This window comes from Nocardia sp. NPDC052254, from assembly GCF_040679495.1.
Taxonomy (GTDB): Bacteria; Actinomycetota; Actinomycetes; order Mycobacteriales; family Mycobacteriaceae; genus Nocardia.
Window position 1 is genome coordinate 20,764 of record NZ_JBFAUW010000012.1, and the last position, 17,012, is coordinate 37,775.

Sequence of the window (17,012 nt, forward strand, 5' to 3'; positions counted from 1 at the left end):
GTCCACGTTACCGGGAGCGCGCTGCCGGGCCGCATCCCCGGTATCAGCGCGCCACGCGGTCAGTGCTGGGCGCTGTCGTCTCCGTCGCCGAATTCGCTCTGCTCGGCCAGGAACCGTTCGAATTCGGCACCCAGTTCGTCACCGGTGGGCAGGTCCGCCTCGCCCGCGAGCAGGCTCGACCGGCGCTCCTGCGCGGTGACGAAGCTGTCGTATTGCCGCTCGAGCGCTTGGACCACCGTCTCCACCTCGGCATTGCCCGCGATGTGCTCGTTGACCTGCTCACGCACCCGGGCCGCGGATTCGGTCAGTGCCGCCAGCGGAAGCTCCAGCCCGGCGTTGTCGGCCACGCTCTCGAGCAGCGTCTGTGCGGCCTCCGGGTAGGCGGTCTGTGCCAGATAGTGCGGCACGTGCACGGAGAATCCGATGGACTCGTGGCCGTGCTGACCCATCCGGTACTCCAGCAGCGAGGACGCACTGCCCGGAACCTGCAACTCGCCCGGCCAGCGCTGATGCTCACCGATCAGATCGCGGTCGCTGGCGTGCGCGGTGATACCCAGCGGACGGGTGTGCGGGATGGCCATGGGAATGGCGGAGAGGCCGACACTGCGGCGCACACCCAGCTGTTCGGACAGCAGCCGCACCGCCGTCACGAACTTCTCCCAGCGCAGATCCGGCTCGATCCCGGCGAGCAGCAGGAACGGGGTGCCTGCGGTGTCGCGCAGCGCCCACAGATTGAGCTCCGGATCGGCGTAATCGGAGAAATGGTCGGTCTTGAAGGTCATCATCGGGCGTCGGGACCGGTAATCGAGCAACTCGTCGACATCGAAGGACGCGACGAGCTCGGACTCGAGACTTTCGCGCAGATGGGTCGTCGCCAGCCGGACCGCGTGGCCCGCGTCGGTGAACCCTTCCAGGCCGTGCACCAGCACCGGACCCTCGCCGTCGGCCGAGGACAGCTGCGGAGCGGGGAACTCCAGCTCGTACATACTGCTCATTTGCCAAACTCCCTGGTCAAGCCCTATCCGCCTCAGTCGTTTCGATGTCGTTTCCGGTGCTGCTTCGCTATCGGATCCCGCCATCCCGCCACCTTCCAGGGTACGCGCGCGGAGGTCGCGTACCGGTCGGCGTGCGGTGGTGCGATCCGGCGGAAACCGCCGGTCCACCGGGGGATCCAACCTCCGCAGACTAGCGGTCTAGCACCGTACCCGACGGAAGTAGGCCACCCTCTCGCCCTACCGGAGAACACAACTCCGGATCAGGTGGTGGTATTCCCGCGGTGATCGCGGCGTGGCAGTTCGGCGCCGATCGCCCGGATCGGTCATAGTGTGGGAGTGAGCGTCCCGGATCCGCCGGCCTCGCGGAGGCGCCGCGGGTTCGGCCGCATTCTCGGCTTCGCGATGTCGGGCTGTGTACTCGCCGCGTGCGGGTCCACGGTGCCCGGACATCCGGTCTCCGTTCAGCGCAGTGCGATGACCAGGCATGCCGCAGGGGATCTGTCGAGTCTGCTGCCGGGACCCGACCGCTTTCCCTCCGGCTACACGACGGTCGTCCCGGCCGGGGACGGCGCCGCCGCGGCGGTCACCGATCTGTCCGCGATCACGCCGGGTGCCACCATCGATCCGCCCGACTGTGCCCCCGACCCGCCCGATCCGGAACGAACCGCCGTGACGGTCGGTACCGACGACCGGACCCGCGCCACGATCACCGTGGTCCTGACCCGTACCGATGAGCCGCTGTCCCGGCTCGGCGCCGAGCTCTCGCACTGCGCGACGGTGCGGGTGCGCCACGCGGCGATCGACCGGACGGTCACGACCGAGTTGTTGCCGCCGCCACCGGTCGACGCCGACGACACCCTGGCCTTCGCCCGGACCACGACGGGGGCACCGGCGGGTAGTGCGGCGGATCCGACCATGCGGACCTTGCTCGCGCAGATCGGCGATGTCCGTATCCAGACCACGGCGATGAGTTTCGGTGCCGCTCAACCCGATACGACCGGGCTGGATCAGGTCTTCACCGCGACCGTCGCGGACGTGCGCGGGCGCTGACCCCGCGGCGGGCGCGTGCTCCCCGCGGGCACCGTAACAGCTGGAACCGACAACCGGACTTCGGGTCCGAGCGTGTCGCATGATCCGGTCCCCAGTTCGCGGAGCCATCCCCAGCGAAGATGAATGCCCTGGTCGGCGCGGACGTCCGGATTCGCCGGTGCCGGAGGGTGGAGCCATGACCACACCCACCGAACCCACCCGGCCCGGCCTCGGCGCAGGCCGTCCCTCCGAATCCGCCGTTCCCGGGTCCGCACCCGCCTGGTCGCGCGTCGATCCGAACCCCACCGGTGCGCCGCCATCCGACGAACCGGCCGGCCGCGGTGCCGAATCACTGCGCGCCGCGGTCATTCCGGGCGACACGTCGCCGGCAGGGACACGAGACAGCGCGGCATCCCGCGTCTCGTCCGAAGTGCGTCCCGAATCGGCGACCGGTGCCGCAGGTGCACGGCGATGCGCAGGCGTCACACGCTCGGCGACTTCGGATCCGGCCGGCGAGACGGTACTCGGGAGGGGCCGGATCGGTATCGGTTGCGGACGGAACCCGCGCGCTCGGGGCCGGACCTCCGGTGGGGCGGACATCTGTGCGGACGTGAGCCGCAGGGATCCGGCGAGCACCGGACGAGGGCAGACATCCGGCTCGCGGCTGTGTGAATTCGATTGCAGTACCGACGACGTCGAGCCGGTGCGTCCCGGCGGCGGAGAGGGTGCGGACCGATCGGGTGCGGAGCCCACCCAACCAGCGGGGAACGACCGGTCCGCAACATCGGATCCGGTGGACGGCGCGACCGGCCACGAGGGACCCACGCGCGAGGGGCGCGGCGGAGCCGATCCGGCTGCCGGGCCGAAGCGACCGGGCCCGCGGGAGGCCGAAGAGTGCTGGGCGGCCATGGCATCGACGATGAGCGAACCGGGGGAGTTCATCGCGGCAGTGCCGGCTCTGCTGGGGTTTCGGCCGCAGCGTTCGCTGGTGGTGTGTCTGCTGTTGCGCTCGCGGAAGTATCCGGGGGCGGTGTATCTCGGAGCGCTCGCACGCCATGATCTCGACGTCGCCGGATGCGGGGCGTGGGTGCGGCTGGCCGGGCAACTGGCCGCGATCTGCGGGCAGGAAGAGGCGGTGGGAGTGCTGGTCCTGATCGTCGACGACCGGGCGACGGCGCCGCGGGCCGGGCGAGCGGGGCGTCGCGGCGCGCGTCATCGCGATCTGGTCCGCACGCTCGACGGCGCGCTGGGGGCTCGGGGTGTCACGCTGGTGCAGGCATGGGCGGTCACCGACATCGCCGCCGGCGCGGACTGGTGGAGTGTCGTCGATGCCGGGCACCGAGGCAGGCAATCGGACCCGGCGGCTTCGCCGGTGGCGCTCGCCCAGGTGCTCGACGGCCGGCCGATCCGCGCGTCGCGGGCGGAACTGACCGCCGTGGTCGCCGAGGACGAAGCACTGCGCGACCGCATCGACGCGGTGATCGGTGCTGCCGCCGAGGCGGCGCGATCGCGTTTCCGACAGGCATTGCAGGCCGGCGTACCGCGTTCCTACAGCCGGGCGGCCCTGGAGATGGTGCTGTGGCAGATCTGCACGGTCGCATCCGGAGACGAACTCGACCCACCGGAACTGGCTGATGTGGCCGTCGCGATCCGCGACGACGCGGTGCGGGATTCGTTGTTCGCGGTGGCCTTGACCGAGCATGCCGCGGCTGCCGAGACGCTGTGGGCCAGAGCGTGCCGGGGACTCGGCGGCCCGGATCGTGCCGAGGTCGCCACACTGCTCGGATACAGCGCCTACGCTCGCGGTGACGGGCCGCTGGCCGGAGTCGCCTTCGATGCGGCCCTGGTGGCGGAACCGGGGCACCGCATCGCGCGATTGCTCGATGCGGCGCTGCGTACCGGAATGCGGCCCGGGGATGTGCGCAAACTCGCATGCAGCGGGCGGGACACCGCCGCCGGGCTGGGGGTCGACCTCGGCATCACCGAACCGTACGACCCGCCGGCCGACGAGGCATCGCGGTGATCGCCGCGACCCGGCATCGGGACGGCCGACTAGCGCGCGCTGTGCGCGCGATCGCCGAGGGATACGAGGAAATCCCAAGCGTCGGAAACGATTTCATCGAGATCGTTGTGCTCGGGCCGCCAGCCGAGTTCCTCGGTGGCCTTCGCGCTGGAGGCGATCAATACCGCCGGGTCGCCCGCACGGCGCGGTGCGTCGACCGCGGGAATCGGCCGGCCGACAACTCGCTCGCACGCCGAGATCACCTCGCGCACAGAGAATCCCGTACCGCTACCCAGATTGAAGACTCGGTGCTCACCAGGCTTCGATTGCGCCAGGGCGAGCGCGTGGGCGGCCGCCAGATCGCGAATGTGGATGTAATCGCGGATCGCGGTGCCGTCCGGGGTGGGGTAGTCGTCGCCGAAGACCGAAATCGAATCACGATGGCCCAGAGCGGTTTGCAGGATCAGCGGGATGAGATGTGTTTCGACCGCGCGGTTCTCGCCCAGACCGCCGTAGGCGCCGGCGACATTGAAATACCGCAGACTGGTCGCGGCCAGTCCGTGAGCATTCGCATACGAGGTGATGGCATGGTCGATCGCCAGTTTGGACGCACCGTACGGGTTGGTCGGACGGGCCGGGGCGGACTCGAGAATGGGTACCTGCTCGGGCTCGCCGTATACGGCGGCGGTCGAGGAGAATACGAGCCGTGGTGTGGCGGACCGGCGAATCGCCTCCAGTACCGCCAGCGTCTTCACCACATTGCCCTGCCAGTACTTCTCGGGCTGCTGTACCGACTCGCCGACCAGCGACTGCGCGGCGAAATGCAGGACACCGTCGAAGGATTCGGATTCGATCAGCTGCACGCCGACGGTCGCGATGTCGCCGTCGACGAACTTCGCGCCGGCGGGCACGCCGTCGGCGTTACCGGTGGACAGGTCATCGACGACGACAACGTCGTGCCCGTCCTGGATCAGAACCTGCGCGCACACGCCACCGACATATCCGGCACCGCCGGTTACCAGGAGTTTCATCTGTCAGGCCAGCCTCACCTGGACCGCGTGGGCCAGTTCCTCGTTCAGTTCGAAGCCCTCGTGGCCGGGGACCGAGATGATCACCACACCGGGCTTGGTCTCGACCGTGACGCGAGCGTCGGGTACCACGCCGGCCTCACGCAACTGCCCGATCACGTCGGGGTCGGACTGGATGTGCTCCGACAGTCGACGCACGACGACCGCGGACACCTGCCCCGGGGGCAGATCGGAGAGCCGGACGAGGACCTCTTCACCGGAATTGCCGGAATTGACGCCGAGTTCGTCGAGGCCGGGGATGGGGTTGCCGTACGGGGAGGTCGTGGGGTTGTTGAGGACCTCGAGCAGACGCAGCTCGACCTCCTCGCTCATCACGTGCTCCCAGCGGCAGGCCTCGGCGTGCACGTTCTGCCAATCGAGCCCGATGACATCGACGAGCAACCGTTCGGCCAAGCGGTGCTTGCGCATCACCGCGACCGCCATGGCCCGGCCCTTGTCGGTGAGCTCGAGGTGTCGGTCGCCGGCGACCATCAGCAGACCGTCGCGCTCCATCCGCGCGACCGTCTGACTCACCGTCGGGCCGCTCTGCTCGAGGCGCTCGGCGATGCGCGCACGCAGCGGTACAACGCCCTCCTCCTCGAGGTCGTAGATGGTACGGAGGTACATCTCCGTGGTGTCGACCAGATCCTTCACCTGTTACCCCTTCGTCGGCACGAATTCTACCCACGTCCGGCCGCACAATCGGCGTCCACGTACGTTGCGGGTCCCGCGCGACCCTCGCCGGTGCCTGCGCGCGTTGCCGGATCCACGCGCGCGACCGACTCGGTCGATGTCGTCCTGCATTTCTACTGCATCACAACGACAACGCGGGCGGTCTGCTTCCCGTGTCCGTACGGGTGCGAGCAACGCCACGGCGACCGGCGGTGGTGGGCTAGCGTGACGGGTATGGCAGACGACGCCACGGTGGTCTGGACCGACCGGTTCCTGGACTACACCTGGACTCCGGAACATCCGATGAAACCGGCTCGGCTCCGGTTCACCATGGCACTGGCGCGCAGCCTCGGAGTGCTGGAAGGTGTCGAGGCTCTCACCGCCGGTGCCGCCGGTGACGGTGATCTGCTGCGGATCCACACCGCCGCGTACCTGGAGGCCGTCCGGCACGCGGTCCCCGCACCACCGGGGACCACGCCCCCCGCCGCGCCCCCGCACGGACTCGGCTCGATGGACAATCCGGTATTCCCGCGCATGCACGAGGCGGCCTCGGTGATCGTCGGCGGAACCCTCGCCGCCGCCGGTGAAATCGCGGCGGGGCGGACCCGCCGGGCGGTGAGCATCGGCGGCGGGATGCACCATGCGATGCCGGACGCCGCCTCCGGATTCTGCGTGTACAACGATGTGGCGGTGGCCATCTCCTGGCTGCTGGACAACGGATTCGACCGCATCGCCTATGTCGATGTCGACGTGCATCACGGTGACGGCGTGCAGCGGGCCTTCTACAACGACCCTCGGGTACTGACGATTTCGCTGCATCAGCATCCGGCGACCCTGTGGCCCAACACCGGCTGGCCGGAAGAGGTCGGCGCAGGTGGTGCCGAGGGCACCGCGATCAACCTCGCGATGCTGCCCGGAACCCGGGATTCCCAGTGGCTGCGCGGATTCCACGCCGTCGTACCCGGTGCGCTGGCGGCGTTTCGCCCGCAGATCGTGGTGAGCCAATGCGGGGTCGACAGTCATCGTGAGGATCCGCTCGCCGACCTCGAACTCACCGTCGACGGCCAGCGCGCGGCGTTCCGAGCCATGCGTGAACTCGCCGATCGCCATGCCGAGGGCCGCTGGCTGGCGGTGGGCGGCGGTGGATACGGCTTGGTCCGGGTGGTGCCGCGCGCGTGGACGCATCTGCTGGCCATCGCGCTCGACCGCGACGTGGACCCCGCGACCGAGACACCGGGTGAATGGCGCGAACTGGTCGGCGCGTACGCCCCGACCGTGCGACCGCCGATCACCATGGGAGACGGTGGTGACACCGCTTTCCTGCCCTGGGAGGGGCCCGGTGGCGCGCTCGGCACCGGTGACGCTCACCTCGATCGCGCTCAGCGCGCTGTCGACACCGCGGTGCTGGCCACACGCCGCGCGACCTACGGACTGCTGGGCCTGGACCCGGAGGACCCTCGTGACTGAGCCGCCCGCCGCATCGATCGCCGACAACACCCCGGCAGATCCGCCGCCCCCGCCGCAGCACTGGTTCGCCGATGTCCTCGCCGCCGACGGCGGCGTGGTGCGGTTGCGGCCGATCACTCCCGACGACGCGGAACCGATGCAGCGCTTCCACGCGGCCCTGTCCGACCGCACCCGGTACCTGCGCTATTTCGGGCCCTACCCGCGCATGACGCCGAAGGACATCTACCGCACCACCCATGTCGACTATCACAACCGGGTCGGGCTGGTGGTGGAACTCGGTTCGTCGATCATCGCGGTCGGCCGTTACGAACTGCTCACCGATCGTGAGGGGCCGCGGGCGGCGGAGGTGGCGTTCGTGGTGGCCGATGAACACCAAGGCCGCGGGCTCGGATCGATTCTGCTGGAACACCTGGCCGGCGCGGCCGCCGAAAGCGATATCGACACCTTCGTCGCGGAGGTGCTGGCCGAGAACCACACCATGGTGACCGTCTTCCGCGAGGCCGGATATCAGGTGCAACGCAGCCGCGACGGCTCGGTGCTGCATCTGGAATTCGCCATCGATCCCACCGAAGCACTGCTGTCGGTACGTGATTCGCGGGAGCGAGCCTCGGAGGCCCGCAGTGTCGGCAATCTGCTGGCCCCGAAATCGATCGCGGTCATCGGTGCCACTCCCGCGGCCGGACGGGTCGGTGGTGCGGTACTGGCCAACTTGCTGTCGGGGGTGTTCCAGGGCCCGGTGTACCCGGTCAATCCGAACCGGGTCTCGGTGCGCGGGGTGCGCGCATATCCCACCGTCCACGACATCCCCGATGAACTGGACCTGGCCGTGATCGCGGTTCCGGCCGGTGAGATCAAGTCGGTGCTCGACGACTGTATGGCCAAGGGGGTCAAAGGCCTCGTGGTACTCACCGCCGGTTTCTCCGAGACCGGCCCGGCGGGATTCGGTGCCGAGCGAGACCTGGTCGATGCCGCCCGCGGGCACGGGATGCGGGTGGTCGGGCCCAGCGCGCTGGGGATCGCCAACACCGATCCGGCGGTATCGCTCAACGCGACGCTCGCGTCGGTACTGCCCGGCCGCGGGCGGGTCGGGTTCTTCTGCCAGTCGGGTCCGCTGGGCGCGGCCATCCTGGCCGAGGCGGCCGCCCGGAAACTGGGACTGTCGACCTTCGTGTCCGCGGGTAACCGTGCCGATGTCTCGGGCAACGACCTGCTGCAGTACTGGGATACCGATCCCGACACCGACGTGGTCCTGCTGTATCTGGAGACCTTCGGAAATCCGCGCAAGTTCTCGCGGATCGCGCGCCGGGTGGCGCGTACGAAACCGGTCGTGGCGGTGAGCAGCGGCCGTAATGCCGCCAACGCGCCGGTCAGTGGGCTGGAGCGTTCGGTCGAGCGCGATCTGTTCGCCCAGGCCGGGATCGTGCAGGTCGACACCATCGCCGAATTGTTCGACTGCGCGATGCTGCTGGCCTATCAGCCGCTGCCCGATGGCCCGCGCCTGGCGGTCGTCGGGAACAGTGCCGCACTGGGCTGGCTGGCGGTGGATGCCGCTCGCGGCGAGGGGCTCGAGGTCGGGGAACCGACCGATCTCGGGCCGCAGGCCGAACCAGCCGACTATCTGAGTGCGGTGGCGGAGGCGATGAACTCGGCCGCGGTCGACGCCGTCATCGTCATCTTCGCCCCGCCGGTGCCGGTGGCGGTGACCACGTTCGCCGAGGCCATCCGGACCGGTGCGCGGGAGGCGACGAAACCCGTGCTCACCACTTTCGTCGCCGACCACGGCATGCCGAACCTGCTGACCGTGCGCGGCACCGGCGGTGCTGTCGAGCGCGGGTCGATCCCGTCGTATCCCGATCCCGAGCGTGCCGCCCGGGCGCTGGCGCGAGTGCGGCGCTACGCGGCCTGGCGCACGCGGCCGGCCTCGCTGGTGGTGCGGCCCGAGGGGCTGGCGGTCGGGCGAGCACGAGAGCTGGTGGAGCGGTGGACCGATCGCCGCCCGGAGGGCGAATGGCTCGGCGATCTGGAAGCCGCCGAACTGCTCGCCTGTTACGGAATCCGGGTGGTGGAGTTCCGGGAGGCGCGGGACCCGGAATCGGCGGTTGCCGCGGCGGCGGAGCTCGGGTATCCGGTGGCTGCCAAGGCCACCGGTGAAATGTGGCGCAACCGTCCCGATTTCATCGGCGTCCGCCTCGATCTGTGGCGTGACACCGCGGTGCGGCGTGCCTACACCGAGTTGGCTGAGCTGACCGGCAACGAGGTGATCCACATTCAGAAGATGGCCACCAAGGGGGTCGGATGTGTGCTGCGCGTGCAGGACGATCCGTCGTTCGGGTCGGTGATCGGATTCGGCTTGTCGGGCACCATCATCGATCTGCTCGGTGACCGGGCCTACCGGGCGCTGCCGCTGACCGAGGCCGAAGCCGCGGAGTTGATCGATGCGCCACGCGCCGCCCCGCTGCTGGACGGGCAGGCGGGAGCGGGCCGCACCATCGGCGAACCGGCCGACAAAGCGGCGCTCGCAGTACTGGCCCAACGGATTTCGGCGCTGTGCGACGATCTGCCCGAGGTCCGGGAACTGTCGGTGGAACCGGTGCTGGCCTCGCCCGAAGGAGCCGCGATCCTGTATGCGCGGGTACGCATCGGTCCGGAACCGAGCCGGTTCGACAACGGTCCGCGCCGTTTGGTCTGAGACCGGGGACGGGCGCTCGCCGTACCGTAGTGACCGGTGCCACCGCGGCCGATCCCCGTCGATGGTCGATACTGACGGTATGCGCGAAGATCAGATCGAGAGCGCTACGGCGCCACTGCGAGACGATATCCGGTTTCTCGGCGCGATTCTGGGCGAGACGATTCGCGATCACGAGGGCGCGGAGGTGTTCGACCTCATCGAACGGGTCCGGGTCGAGGCCTTTCGCGTGCGCCGCTCCGAAGTGGAGCGCAGCGCTGTCGCGGAGATGCTGCGCGGTACCGATCTGCGGGTCGCGATCCCGTTGATCCGGGCGTTCAGCCACTTCCTGCTGCTGGCGAATCTGGCCGAGGATCTGCAGCGCGACCGCCGCCGGGCGGTCCATGTCGGTGCCGGTGAGCCACCGCAGGAGTCGAGTCTGGCCGCGACCTACAGCGCACTGGATCGCGCCCACATCGACGGCGCTGTCGCCGCCGATGTGCTCGGTGACGCGCTGGTCTCGCCGGTCATCACCGCACATCCCACCGAGACGCGCCGCCGCACCGTCTTCGATGTGCAGGCCCACATCACCGAATTGATGCGGCGGCGAGCCCGTTACCGCGACGACGAACCCGACTACTCGGCCATCGACCACGACATCCGCCGTCAGATCCTGACGCTCTGGCGGACCGCGCTGATCCGGCTGGCACGCCTGCGGATCTCCGACGAGATCGAGGTCGGTCTGCGGTACTACGAATTGACCCTGCTCGAGGTGATCCCGCGGATCAATGCCGAGGTGCGGGCCGCACTGCGGGCGCATTGGCCCGGATATGAACTGCTCGCCCGCCCGATTCTGCGGCCCGGTTCGTGGATCGGTGGCGACCGTGACGGCAATCCGAATGTCACCGGTGAGGTGGTGGAGCGGGCCACCCGCCGGGCCGCCTCGGTGATCTTCGCGCACTATATGAAAGAGCTTGTCGGACTGGAGAAATCACTGTCCCAGTCGATCCGGTTGGTGGACATCACACCCGAGCTGGCGCAGCTGGGCGACGCCGCCGGTGACGATTCCCCCCAGCGGGCCGACGAACCCTACCGCCGCGCGATCCGGGGTATCCGGTTGCGCACCGCCGCGACCGCGCGTGCCGCACTGGGGTCGGCGGCCGGACTGCCCTCGGTCTTCGAACTTGCCGGCGACCGGCTCGACAGTGTCGCACCGTACGAGAGTGCGGCGCAGTTGCTCGCCGAACTGGACATCGTCGACTCGTCCATGCGGGCGTCGGGTGACGCGCTGCTGGCCGATGACCGGCTCGCGGCGCTGCGCGGTGCGGTGGAGACGTTCGGCTTCCATCTGCAGGGCTTGGACATGCGCCAGAACTCGGAGGTGCACGAGCAGGTCGTCGCCGAATTACTGGCCTGGTCGGGAGTGCATTCCGAGTACGCCGGCCTGACCGAATCCGAGCGAGTCGACCTGCTGTCACGGGAATTGAGCACTCGGCGACCACTGCTGGGTCCCGGCGCGCAGTTGAGTGATCTGGCGGCGAAGGAGCTCGGTGTGCTGCGTGCGGCCCGCGCCGCACTGGACGCCCTGGGGCCCGATACGGTGCCCAACTACATCATCAGCATGTGCACCTCGGTCAGTGACATGCTCGAGGCCGCGCTGCTGTTGAAGGAGGCGGGCATTCTCGACCCGGGCGATGACAGCACACCGCCGCACTCGCCGGTCGGGGTGGTCCCGCTGTTCGAGACCATCGACGATCTGCGTGGCGGTGCGGCGACTCTCGCTGCGGCCCTGGATGTTCCGGTCTATCGGCGCCTCGTCGCCGCCCGCGCCATGGCGCAGGAGGTGATGCTCGGCTACTCCGATTCGAACAAGGACGGCGGATACCTGGCGGCGAACTGGGCCTTGTACCGGGCGGAACTGGACCTCGTGGAAACCGCGCGGAAGACCGGAATTCGATTGCGGCTGTTCCACGGCCGGGGCGGAACCGTCGGCCGCGGTGGTGGCCGCAGCTACGATGCCATCCTCGCGCAGCCCGCAGGTGCGGTCCGCGGGTCTCTGCGGCTCACCGAACAGGGCGAGGTGATCTCCACGAAATACGCCGAATCCGGTTCCGCGCACCGCAATCTGGAATCGCTGGTGGCCGGCACCCTGGAATCCTCGCTGCTGGACGTGGAAGGGCTCGGCGACGGTGCCGAGGCGGCCTACGAGATCTTCGAGGAACTCGCCGAGGCGGCGCGCGCGGCCTATGCCCGGCTGGTGCACGAAACTCCCGGATTCGTGGACTACTTCCGCGCTTCCACACCGATCGCGGAAGTGGCCGACCTCAATCTCGGCAGTCGTCCGGCCTCACGCAAACCAACCAACTCCGTGTCCGATCTGCGGGCGATCCCGTGGGTGATGGCGTGGAGTCAGGCGCGGGTGATGCTGCCCGGCTGGTACGGCACCGGCAGCGCCATCCGGGACTGGGCGGGTACCGATGAGCAGCGCTGGCAGACGTTGCGCGAGCTGTACCGGCGCTGGCCGTTCTTCCGCACCGTGATGTCGAATCTCGCGCAGGTGATGGCCAAGGCGGATATGGACATCGCCGAGAGCTATGCCGAACTCGTCGGTGATACGACGTTGCGCGACACCATCTTCGGCATGATCCGGGCGGAATTCGACCGCACCGCCGATGTACACGCGGCGATCACGGGCAGTGATGAGCTGCTGGCGGACAACCCGGCTCTCGCCGAATCCATCCGCAATCGCTTCCCGTATCTCGAGCCGCTCAATCAGATGCAGGTGGATCTGCTGCGGCGTCGCCGGGCGGGAGATGAGTCGGAGTTGGTCGAACGCGGCATTCTGCTGACCATGAACGGCCTGGCCACCGCCCTGCGCAACTCGGGCTAGCGGTGGAAAGGCACGCCGGCCGACGGGTGCACCCCGGAGGGGGAGGGGCACACCGGCATCGGCCGGCGCTGCGGAGGTGACCGCGATATCCGGTCACCTGGGTGGTGCTGGGCCGGATTCCGGGCGGCCCAGCGTCTGTGTGACCTAGCTGGCGTAGGCGCGCAGGCGATCGGCCCGCTCACCTTTACGCAACTTGGCCATGACTTCGCGCTCGATCTGGCGCACACGCTCGCGCGAGAGACCGAACAGTTTGCCGATCTGGTCGAGAGTGCGCGGCTGGCCGTCGTCGAGTCCGAAACGCAGGCGGATGACCTGCTGTTCCCGCTCGTCGAGGGTGGCGAGCACGGTGCGCACATCGCGATGCATGAGTCCGGCGATCACGGCGCTCTCGGCGGAGGTGGCCTCCGAGTCCTCGATGAAGTCGCCCAGCGGGGCTTCCTCGTCGCTACCGACCGGCATGTCCAGGCTCACCGGGTCGCGGCTGTGGTCGAGCAGATCGGCGATCTTCTCGACCGGGATACCGGACTCGGCCGCGAGTTCGTCGTCGCTGGCCTCCCGGCCCAGCTGCTGATGCAGTTCTCGCTTGATCCGCGCCAGCTTGTTGACCTGCTCGACCAGATGCACGGGCAGCCGGATGGTGCGGCTCTGATCGGCCATACCGCGGGTGATGGCCTGGCGAATCCACCAGGTCGCGTAGGTGGAGAACTTGAAGCCCTTGGCGTAGTCGAACTTCTCCATCGCGCGGATCAGGCCCAGGTTGCCTTCCTGGATCAGATCCAGCAGCGGCATGCCGCGGCCGGTGTAGCGCTTGGCCAGCGATACGACCAGGCGGAGATTGGCTTCCAGCAGATGCTGACGAGCGGCCTGGCCGTCGCGGACGAGAATCGCCAGATCACGCTTGCGGGTAGCGGACAACCGCTTGCCCGTCTCCAACAGGTTCTGGGCATAGAGGCCCGCCTCGATGCGCTTGGCCAACTCGACCTCGTCGGCCGCCGTGAGCAGCGCGGTCTTGCCGATCCCGTTCAGGTACACGCGTACCAGGTCGGCGGCCGGGCTCTGGGCGTCGAGGTCGGAATCGATGGCGCGCACTCGGGTGGTGGCGGGGCTTGTCATGACTTGCCTCCTGTCGGTGGTGTCTCACTCCGATCAACGGACCCGACATTGGGAAAGTTCCCCGCCCCGCCACCGATAAACCGTTCTGAGCTGCGGCTTTCGCAACCTTCGTCTGAGAAGTTCCTAAGAAGGAACGGGTCCCGGAACGGGGGTGGTCGCTCAGCGCGCGGTGAGCTCCTCCGGTGCGATCAGGCCGTGCCGTACCAGCCCGGTGATCGCCGCGAGGGCTTCGGAACGGAATTGCGGTGTGGCGGGTGTGCCGGTGTGGCCTATTGCGAGCAATTCGACCAGTTCTTCCAACGGCAGGCCGCCGGGTCGCATTCCCGCGAGCAGCGCCGCGAGGGTGTCGTCGATCTCGTGTTGCCAGCGTGGACCGTCACCGCGGTGCAGCCGGACGACCCGCTGCTCCCAGCCGTCGGCGCCGGGCAGGAGCACCCGCTCCAGTGCCGTGGCAGCGTCGACGGCGAAGCGCGCGTCCCAGGCGATGTCGTTGTTCGTGGCCACCGATCGCAGCCACGCCGAGCGCCGGAAATAGTCCGGCGCCTCCGCACCGAGGGGGTCGTCGAATCCGTGGCTCAGGTCCTCGGCGAGGACCTCGGTGGGGCCGTCGATGGCACGCAGATAGACGAATCCGAATCCGATGCCCTCGACATCGGCGGCGTCGAAGGCCGCCAGCCACTGCTCGGCCCGCTGCTGGGCCTCGGGGTCGCGGGGATCGAGGCCCGCGTCGCGCAGCCACGTTCCGACGTACAGGCCGGGGTCGGCGACATCACGCTGGACGATCCAGGCGTCGACACCGTGATCGGGCAGCCAGCCCGCGACCTGGGCCCGCCAATCGGCGTCGCCGGTGTGGATCCAGGAGGCCAGCATCGCCGCGGTACCGCCCGGATTCAACAGGGTGGGCGCCTGCGAGATCACCAGCTCGCTCGCGCCGTCGAGGGCCAGGCCCGAGTCCCGGTAGGTGTGTTCGATTCGCGCCGGCCCCACCACGAACGGGGGATTGGCCACCACCTGATCGAATCGGCGTCCGGCCACCGGCTCGAACCAGGGCCCTTCGGCCAATTCGATGGCGAGTTCGTTGAGGGCGGCGGTCGCCTCGGCCAGCCACAGGGCCCGGCGGCTGACATCGGTGCCGGTCACCGCGGCGGCGTACCCGGCCGCGTGGACCGCCTGCACACCGCAGCCGGTGCCCAGGTCCAGCACCGACCCGACCGGATCGGTGGGGGTGGCGCGCAGCAGCGACAGCGAGGCGTGCCCGACACCGAGCACGTGATCGGCGTCGAGTGTGCGCCTGCGCATCGAATCGTCGAGGTCCGACAGCACCCACCGGGGGCCCGATCCCAGGTCGAGCGGGCGCAGATCCAGGGCGGCCCGGACCAGGTCGCCGTCGCGTTCGAGCAGTCCGGCGGCCAGCGCCCGGTCGATGTCGAGCGGTGCCAGCGCCGCGGCGACCTCGTTTTCGGGCAGGGCGTCCCCCAGGAGCAGCAGCCGGATCAGCGTGCCGAGTTCACCGGCGTCCCGGGCGGCGCGGCGAACCGGTACCGGCTCCGAACGGCCCAGTGCGCTGTGCGCGTCGGCGCCCAGGGCGTCGAGCACCGCATCGGCGTCGTAGCGAACCCGGATCAGCGCGGTGCGCAGCGCGGGTGCGAGAGCGGTCAGCGGGGATGCGGTCGTCGGATCGGCAGGCACAGGAGAACTCTGCCACCGGTGAGCGCCGGCGGCGGCGCTGGGGCACGCCTCGCGCGGGCGTCAGCCGTCGATCGAGCGGTGTGGCCGGGATTCGATCGCTGTGGCGTCCCGCCGCCCGTCCCAGCGGCTGGGCTCGTCCTTGCTGCGCGGCGGGCGGTCGTTGGCGACGAGCACCGCGATCCACGGCAGGGGAATGGAGACCCCGATGATCGCGAGTGAAATCAGCGCATTGCCCCACAGTCCGTAGGCCACCGCCGCCAGGACGAGGCAGGGGATACGGAATCCCATCAGGATGGAGTACCGCTTGACGCGAGCGCGATGCTGCTGATCGAGCGACGGCGCGGCCTCGGTGATCAGGGCCGGATGTTTGTCCTCACCGGGGAAGTAGCCGACCGATACGTGGGTGGGGCGGGGGACCGAGCCCGGCGGGCGGCGCTCGAATCCGGGATCGGCTGTCGTCTGCTCATCGTCACCCGTGGAATCCGTCGGCGGCGCCTCGGTGCTCCCGGCATCGGAGCTGGCCGCGCGTGTCTCCTCGGCCCGCGCGTCACCACGTTCCGCGCCGGCTTGCCCCGGGCCCGACGCCCGGGACTCGGGCGGTGGATCGGAGGAGTCGCGCTCACGCTGCATACCTCGAGTCTTCCACTCCGCATGATCGAATGCACACGCGCCCACCCGCGCATTCCCACGGTCGGGCCCCGGGTTGGCGACACCCGGCGACCCTCGGCACGCGACGATGGCAGAATCGATCGGGTGAGCACCGATACTCTGGTACGCCCGGATACGACCACCGACGAGTCGACCGACAGCGACACTCCCAAGTTCTTCCACTATGTGAAGAAGGACAAGATCGCCGAGAGCGCGGTCATGGGCACCCATGTCGTCGCCCTCTGTGGTGAGGTTTTCCCGGTGACCCGCTCCGCCAAGCCCGGTTCGCCGGTCTGCCCGGACTGCAAGCGCATCTACGAAATGATGAAGAAGGACTGATCGCCCGGCGCTCCCGCGCGCGGCTGTATCCGTGGAGATGATCGAGGCCGCGGTGAACACCTGCGCGTGGCATTTTTGCGCTTGCCGCGAGGCGGGCGCCCAGTGACAATCTCGGCATCGGATATCGGACCAACGATGTGAGCGCCACCGGCGGCGCCGGTGGCGAGTCATCTGTCGACGCTGTCGTCGGTCGGCGCAACCAACCTGGATACCGGCGGGACCGGCACCGGCTCCCGTCGCGCGTGTGTTCCACGATGAGGCGAACTCGCTCACGATCAGACCTGGTGCGGGTCCGGTCGATGTCGAATTGTCCACGAGTGCAATACATTTCCCGGAGTCATCCCGAATTCGCGTCGAGAGGCATCGCGGGAGTTCGCTCACTCGCACTGAGCTCTGATTCGAATTCGACTCGCCGTCAATCCTTTTCACAATGCGG

Annotated in this window: 12 protein-coding genes; 6 read left to right on the forward strand and 6 right to left on the reverse strand. The window is 69.0% G+C overall.

The features are described 5' to 3' along the window. Positions 1 to 59 precede the first annotated feature (59 nt). Positions 60 to 995, reverse strand: a complete 936-nt coding sequence (locus AB0L57_RS25835; protein WP_364967135.1) for a PAC2 family protein — start codon at positions 993 to 995, stop codon at positions 60 to 62. A gap of 336 nt (positions 996 to 1,331) precedes the next feature. On the opposite strand from AB0L57_RS25835, the gene AB0L57_RS25840 reads away from it, so the two are divergent. Further along, on the forward strand, positions 1,332 to 2,045 hold the full coding sequence (locus AB0L57_RS25840) for a DUF5642 family protein (protein WP_364967138.1): 714 nt from the start codon (positions 1,332 to 1,334) through the stop codon (positions 2,043 to 2,045). A 772-nt stretch (positions 2,046 to 2,817) separates the two neighbouring features. Beyond that, complete coding sequence (locus tag AB0L57_RS25845) at positions 2,818 to 4,047, forward strand: DUF4192 domain-containing protein (protein WP_364967140.1); 1,230 nt, start codon at positions 2,818 to 2,820, stop codon at positions 4,045 to 4,047. A gap of 29 nt (positions 4,048 to 4,076) precedes the next feature. On the opposite strand, the gene galE is transcribed toward AB0L57_RS25845, so the two are convergent. Continuing rightward, positions 4,077 to 5,057 carry a UDP-glucose 4-epimerase GalE gene (galE, locus tag AB0L57_RS25850; protein ID WP_364967142.1) on the reverse strand — a complete coding sequence of 327 codons (981 nt, stop codon included), beginning with the start codon at positions 5,055 to 5,057 and terminating at the stop codon, positions 4,077 to 4,079. Between the two features lie 3 nt (positions 5,058 to 5,060). Further along, positions 5,061 to 5,747, reverse strand: a complete 687-nt coding sequence (locus AB0L57_RS25855; protein WP_364967145.1) for an iron dependent repressor, metal binding and dimerization domain protein — start codon at positions 5,745 to 5,747, stop codon at positions 5,061 to 5,063. A gap of 252 nt (positions 5,748 to 5,999) precedes the next feature. On the opposite strand from AB0L57_RS25855, the gene AB0L57_RS25860 reads away from it, so the two are divergent. The 3 genes from AB0L57_RS25860 (at position 6,000) to ppc (ending at position 12,787) form a co-directional block, all read left to right on the forward strand. Continuing rightward, the gene (locus AB0L57_RS25860; protein WP_364967148.1) at positions 6,000 to 7,232 is read left to right on the forward strand and encodes an acetoin utilization protein AcuC; all 1,233 of its coding nucleotides are present in this window, start codon (positions 6,000 to 6,002) and stop codon (positions 7,230 to 7,232) included. Further along, positions 7,225 to 9,921, forward strand: coding sequence for a GNAT family N-acetyltransferase (locus AB0L57_RS25865; RefSeq protein WP_364967150.1), 2,697 nt, complete (start codon positions 7,225 to 7,227; stop codon positions 9,919 to 9,921). The genes AB0L57_RS25860 and AB0L57_RS25865 overlap by 8 nt, the downstream gene beginning before the upstream one ends. 79 nt (positions 9,922 to 10,000) lie before the next feature. Beyond that, entirely contained in the window at positions 10,001 to 12,787 is a 2,787-nt protein-coding gene (gene ppc / locus AB0L57_RS25870) for a phosphoenolpyruvate carboxylase (RefSeq protein ID WP_364967153.1), read from the forward strand. A gap of 144 nt (positions 12,788 to 12,931) precedes the next feature. Here the strand turns inward: ppc and AB0L57_RS25875 are convergent, their stop codons facing one another. The 3 genes from AB0L57_RS25875 to AB0L57_RS25885 form a co-directional block, all read right to left on the reverse strand. Continuing rightward, entirely contained in the window at positions 12,932 to 13,900 is a 969-nt protein-coding gene (locus AB0L57_RS25875) for a sigma-70 family RNA polymerase sigma factor (RefSeq protein WP_364967156.1), read from the reverse strand. Positions 13,901 to 14,059: 159 nt separating this feature from the next. Continuing rightward, entirely contained in the window at positions 14,060 to 15,589 is a 1,530-nt protein-coding gene (locus tag AB0L57_RS25880; protein WP_364967159.1) for a methyltransferase, read from the reverse strand. A gap of 60 nt (positions 15,590 to 15,649) precedes the next feature. Then, positions 15,650 to 15,946 carry a DUF3099 domain-containing protein gene (locus AB0L57_RS25885; protein WP_364967354.1) on the reverse strand — a complete coding sequence of 99 codons (297 nt, stop codon included), beginning with the start codon at positions 15,944 to 15,946 and terminating at the stop codon, positions 15,650 to 15,652. A gap of 396 nt (positions 15,947 to 16,342) precedes the next feature. On the opposite strand from AB0L57_RS25885, the gene AB0L57_RS25890 reads away from it, so the two are divergent. Next, a complete protein-coding gene (locus AB0L57_RS25890; protein ID WP_364967162.1) occupies positions 16,343 to 16,576 on the forward strand; it encodes a DUF3039 domain-containing protein in 234 nt (77 codons plus the stop codon). Positions 16,577 to 17,012: the final 436 nt, after the last annotated feature.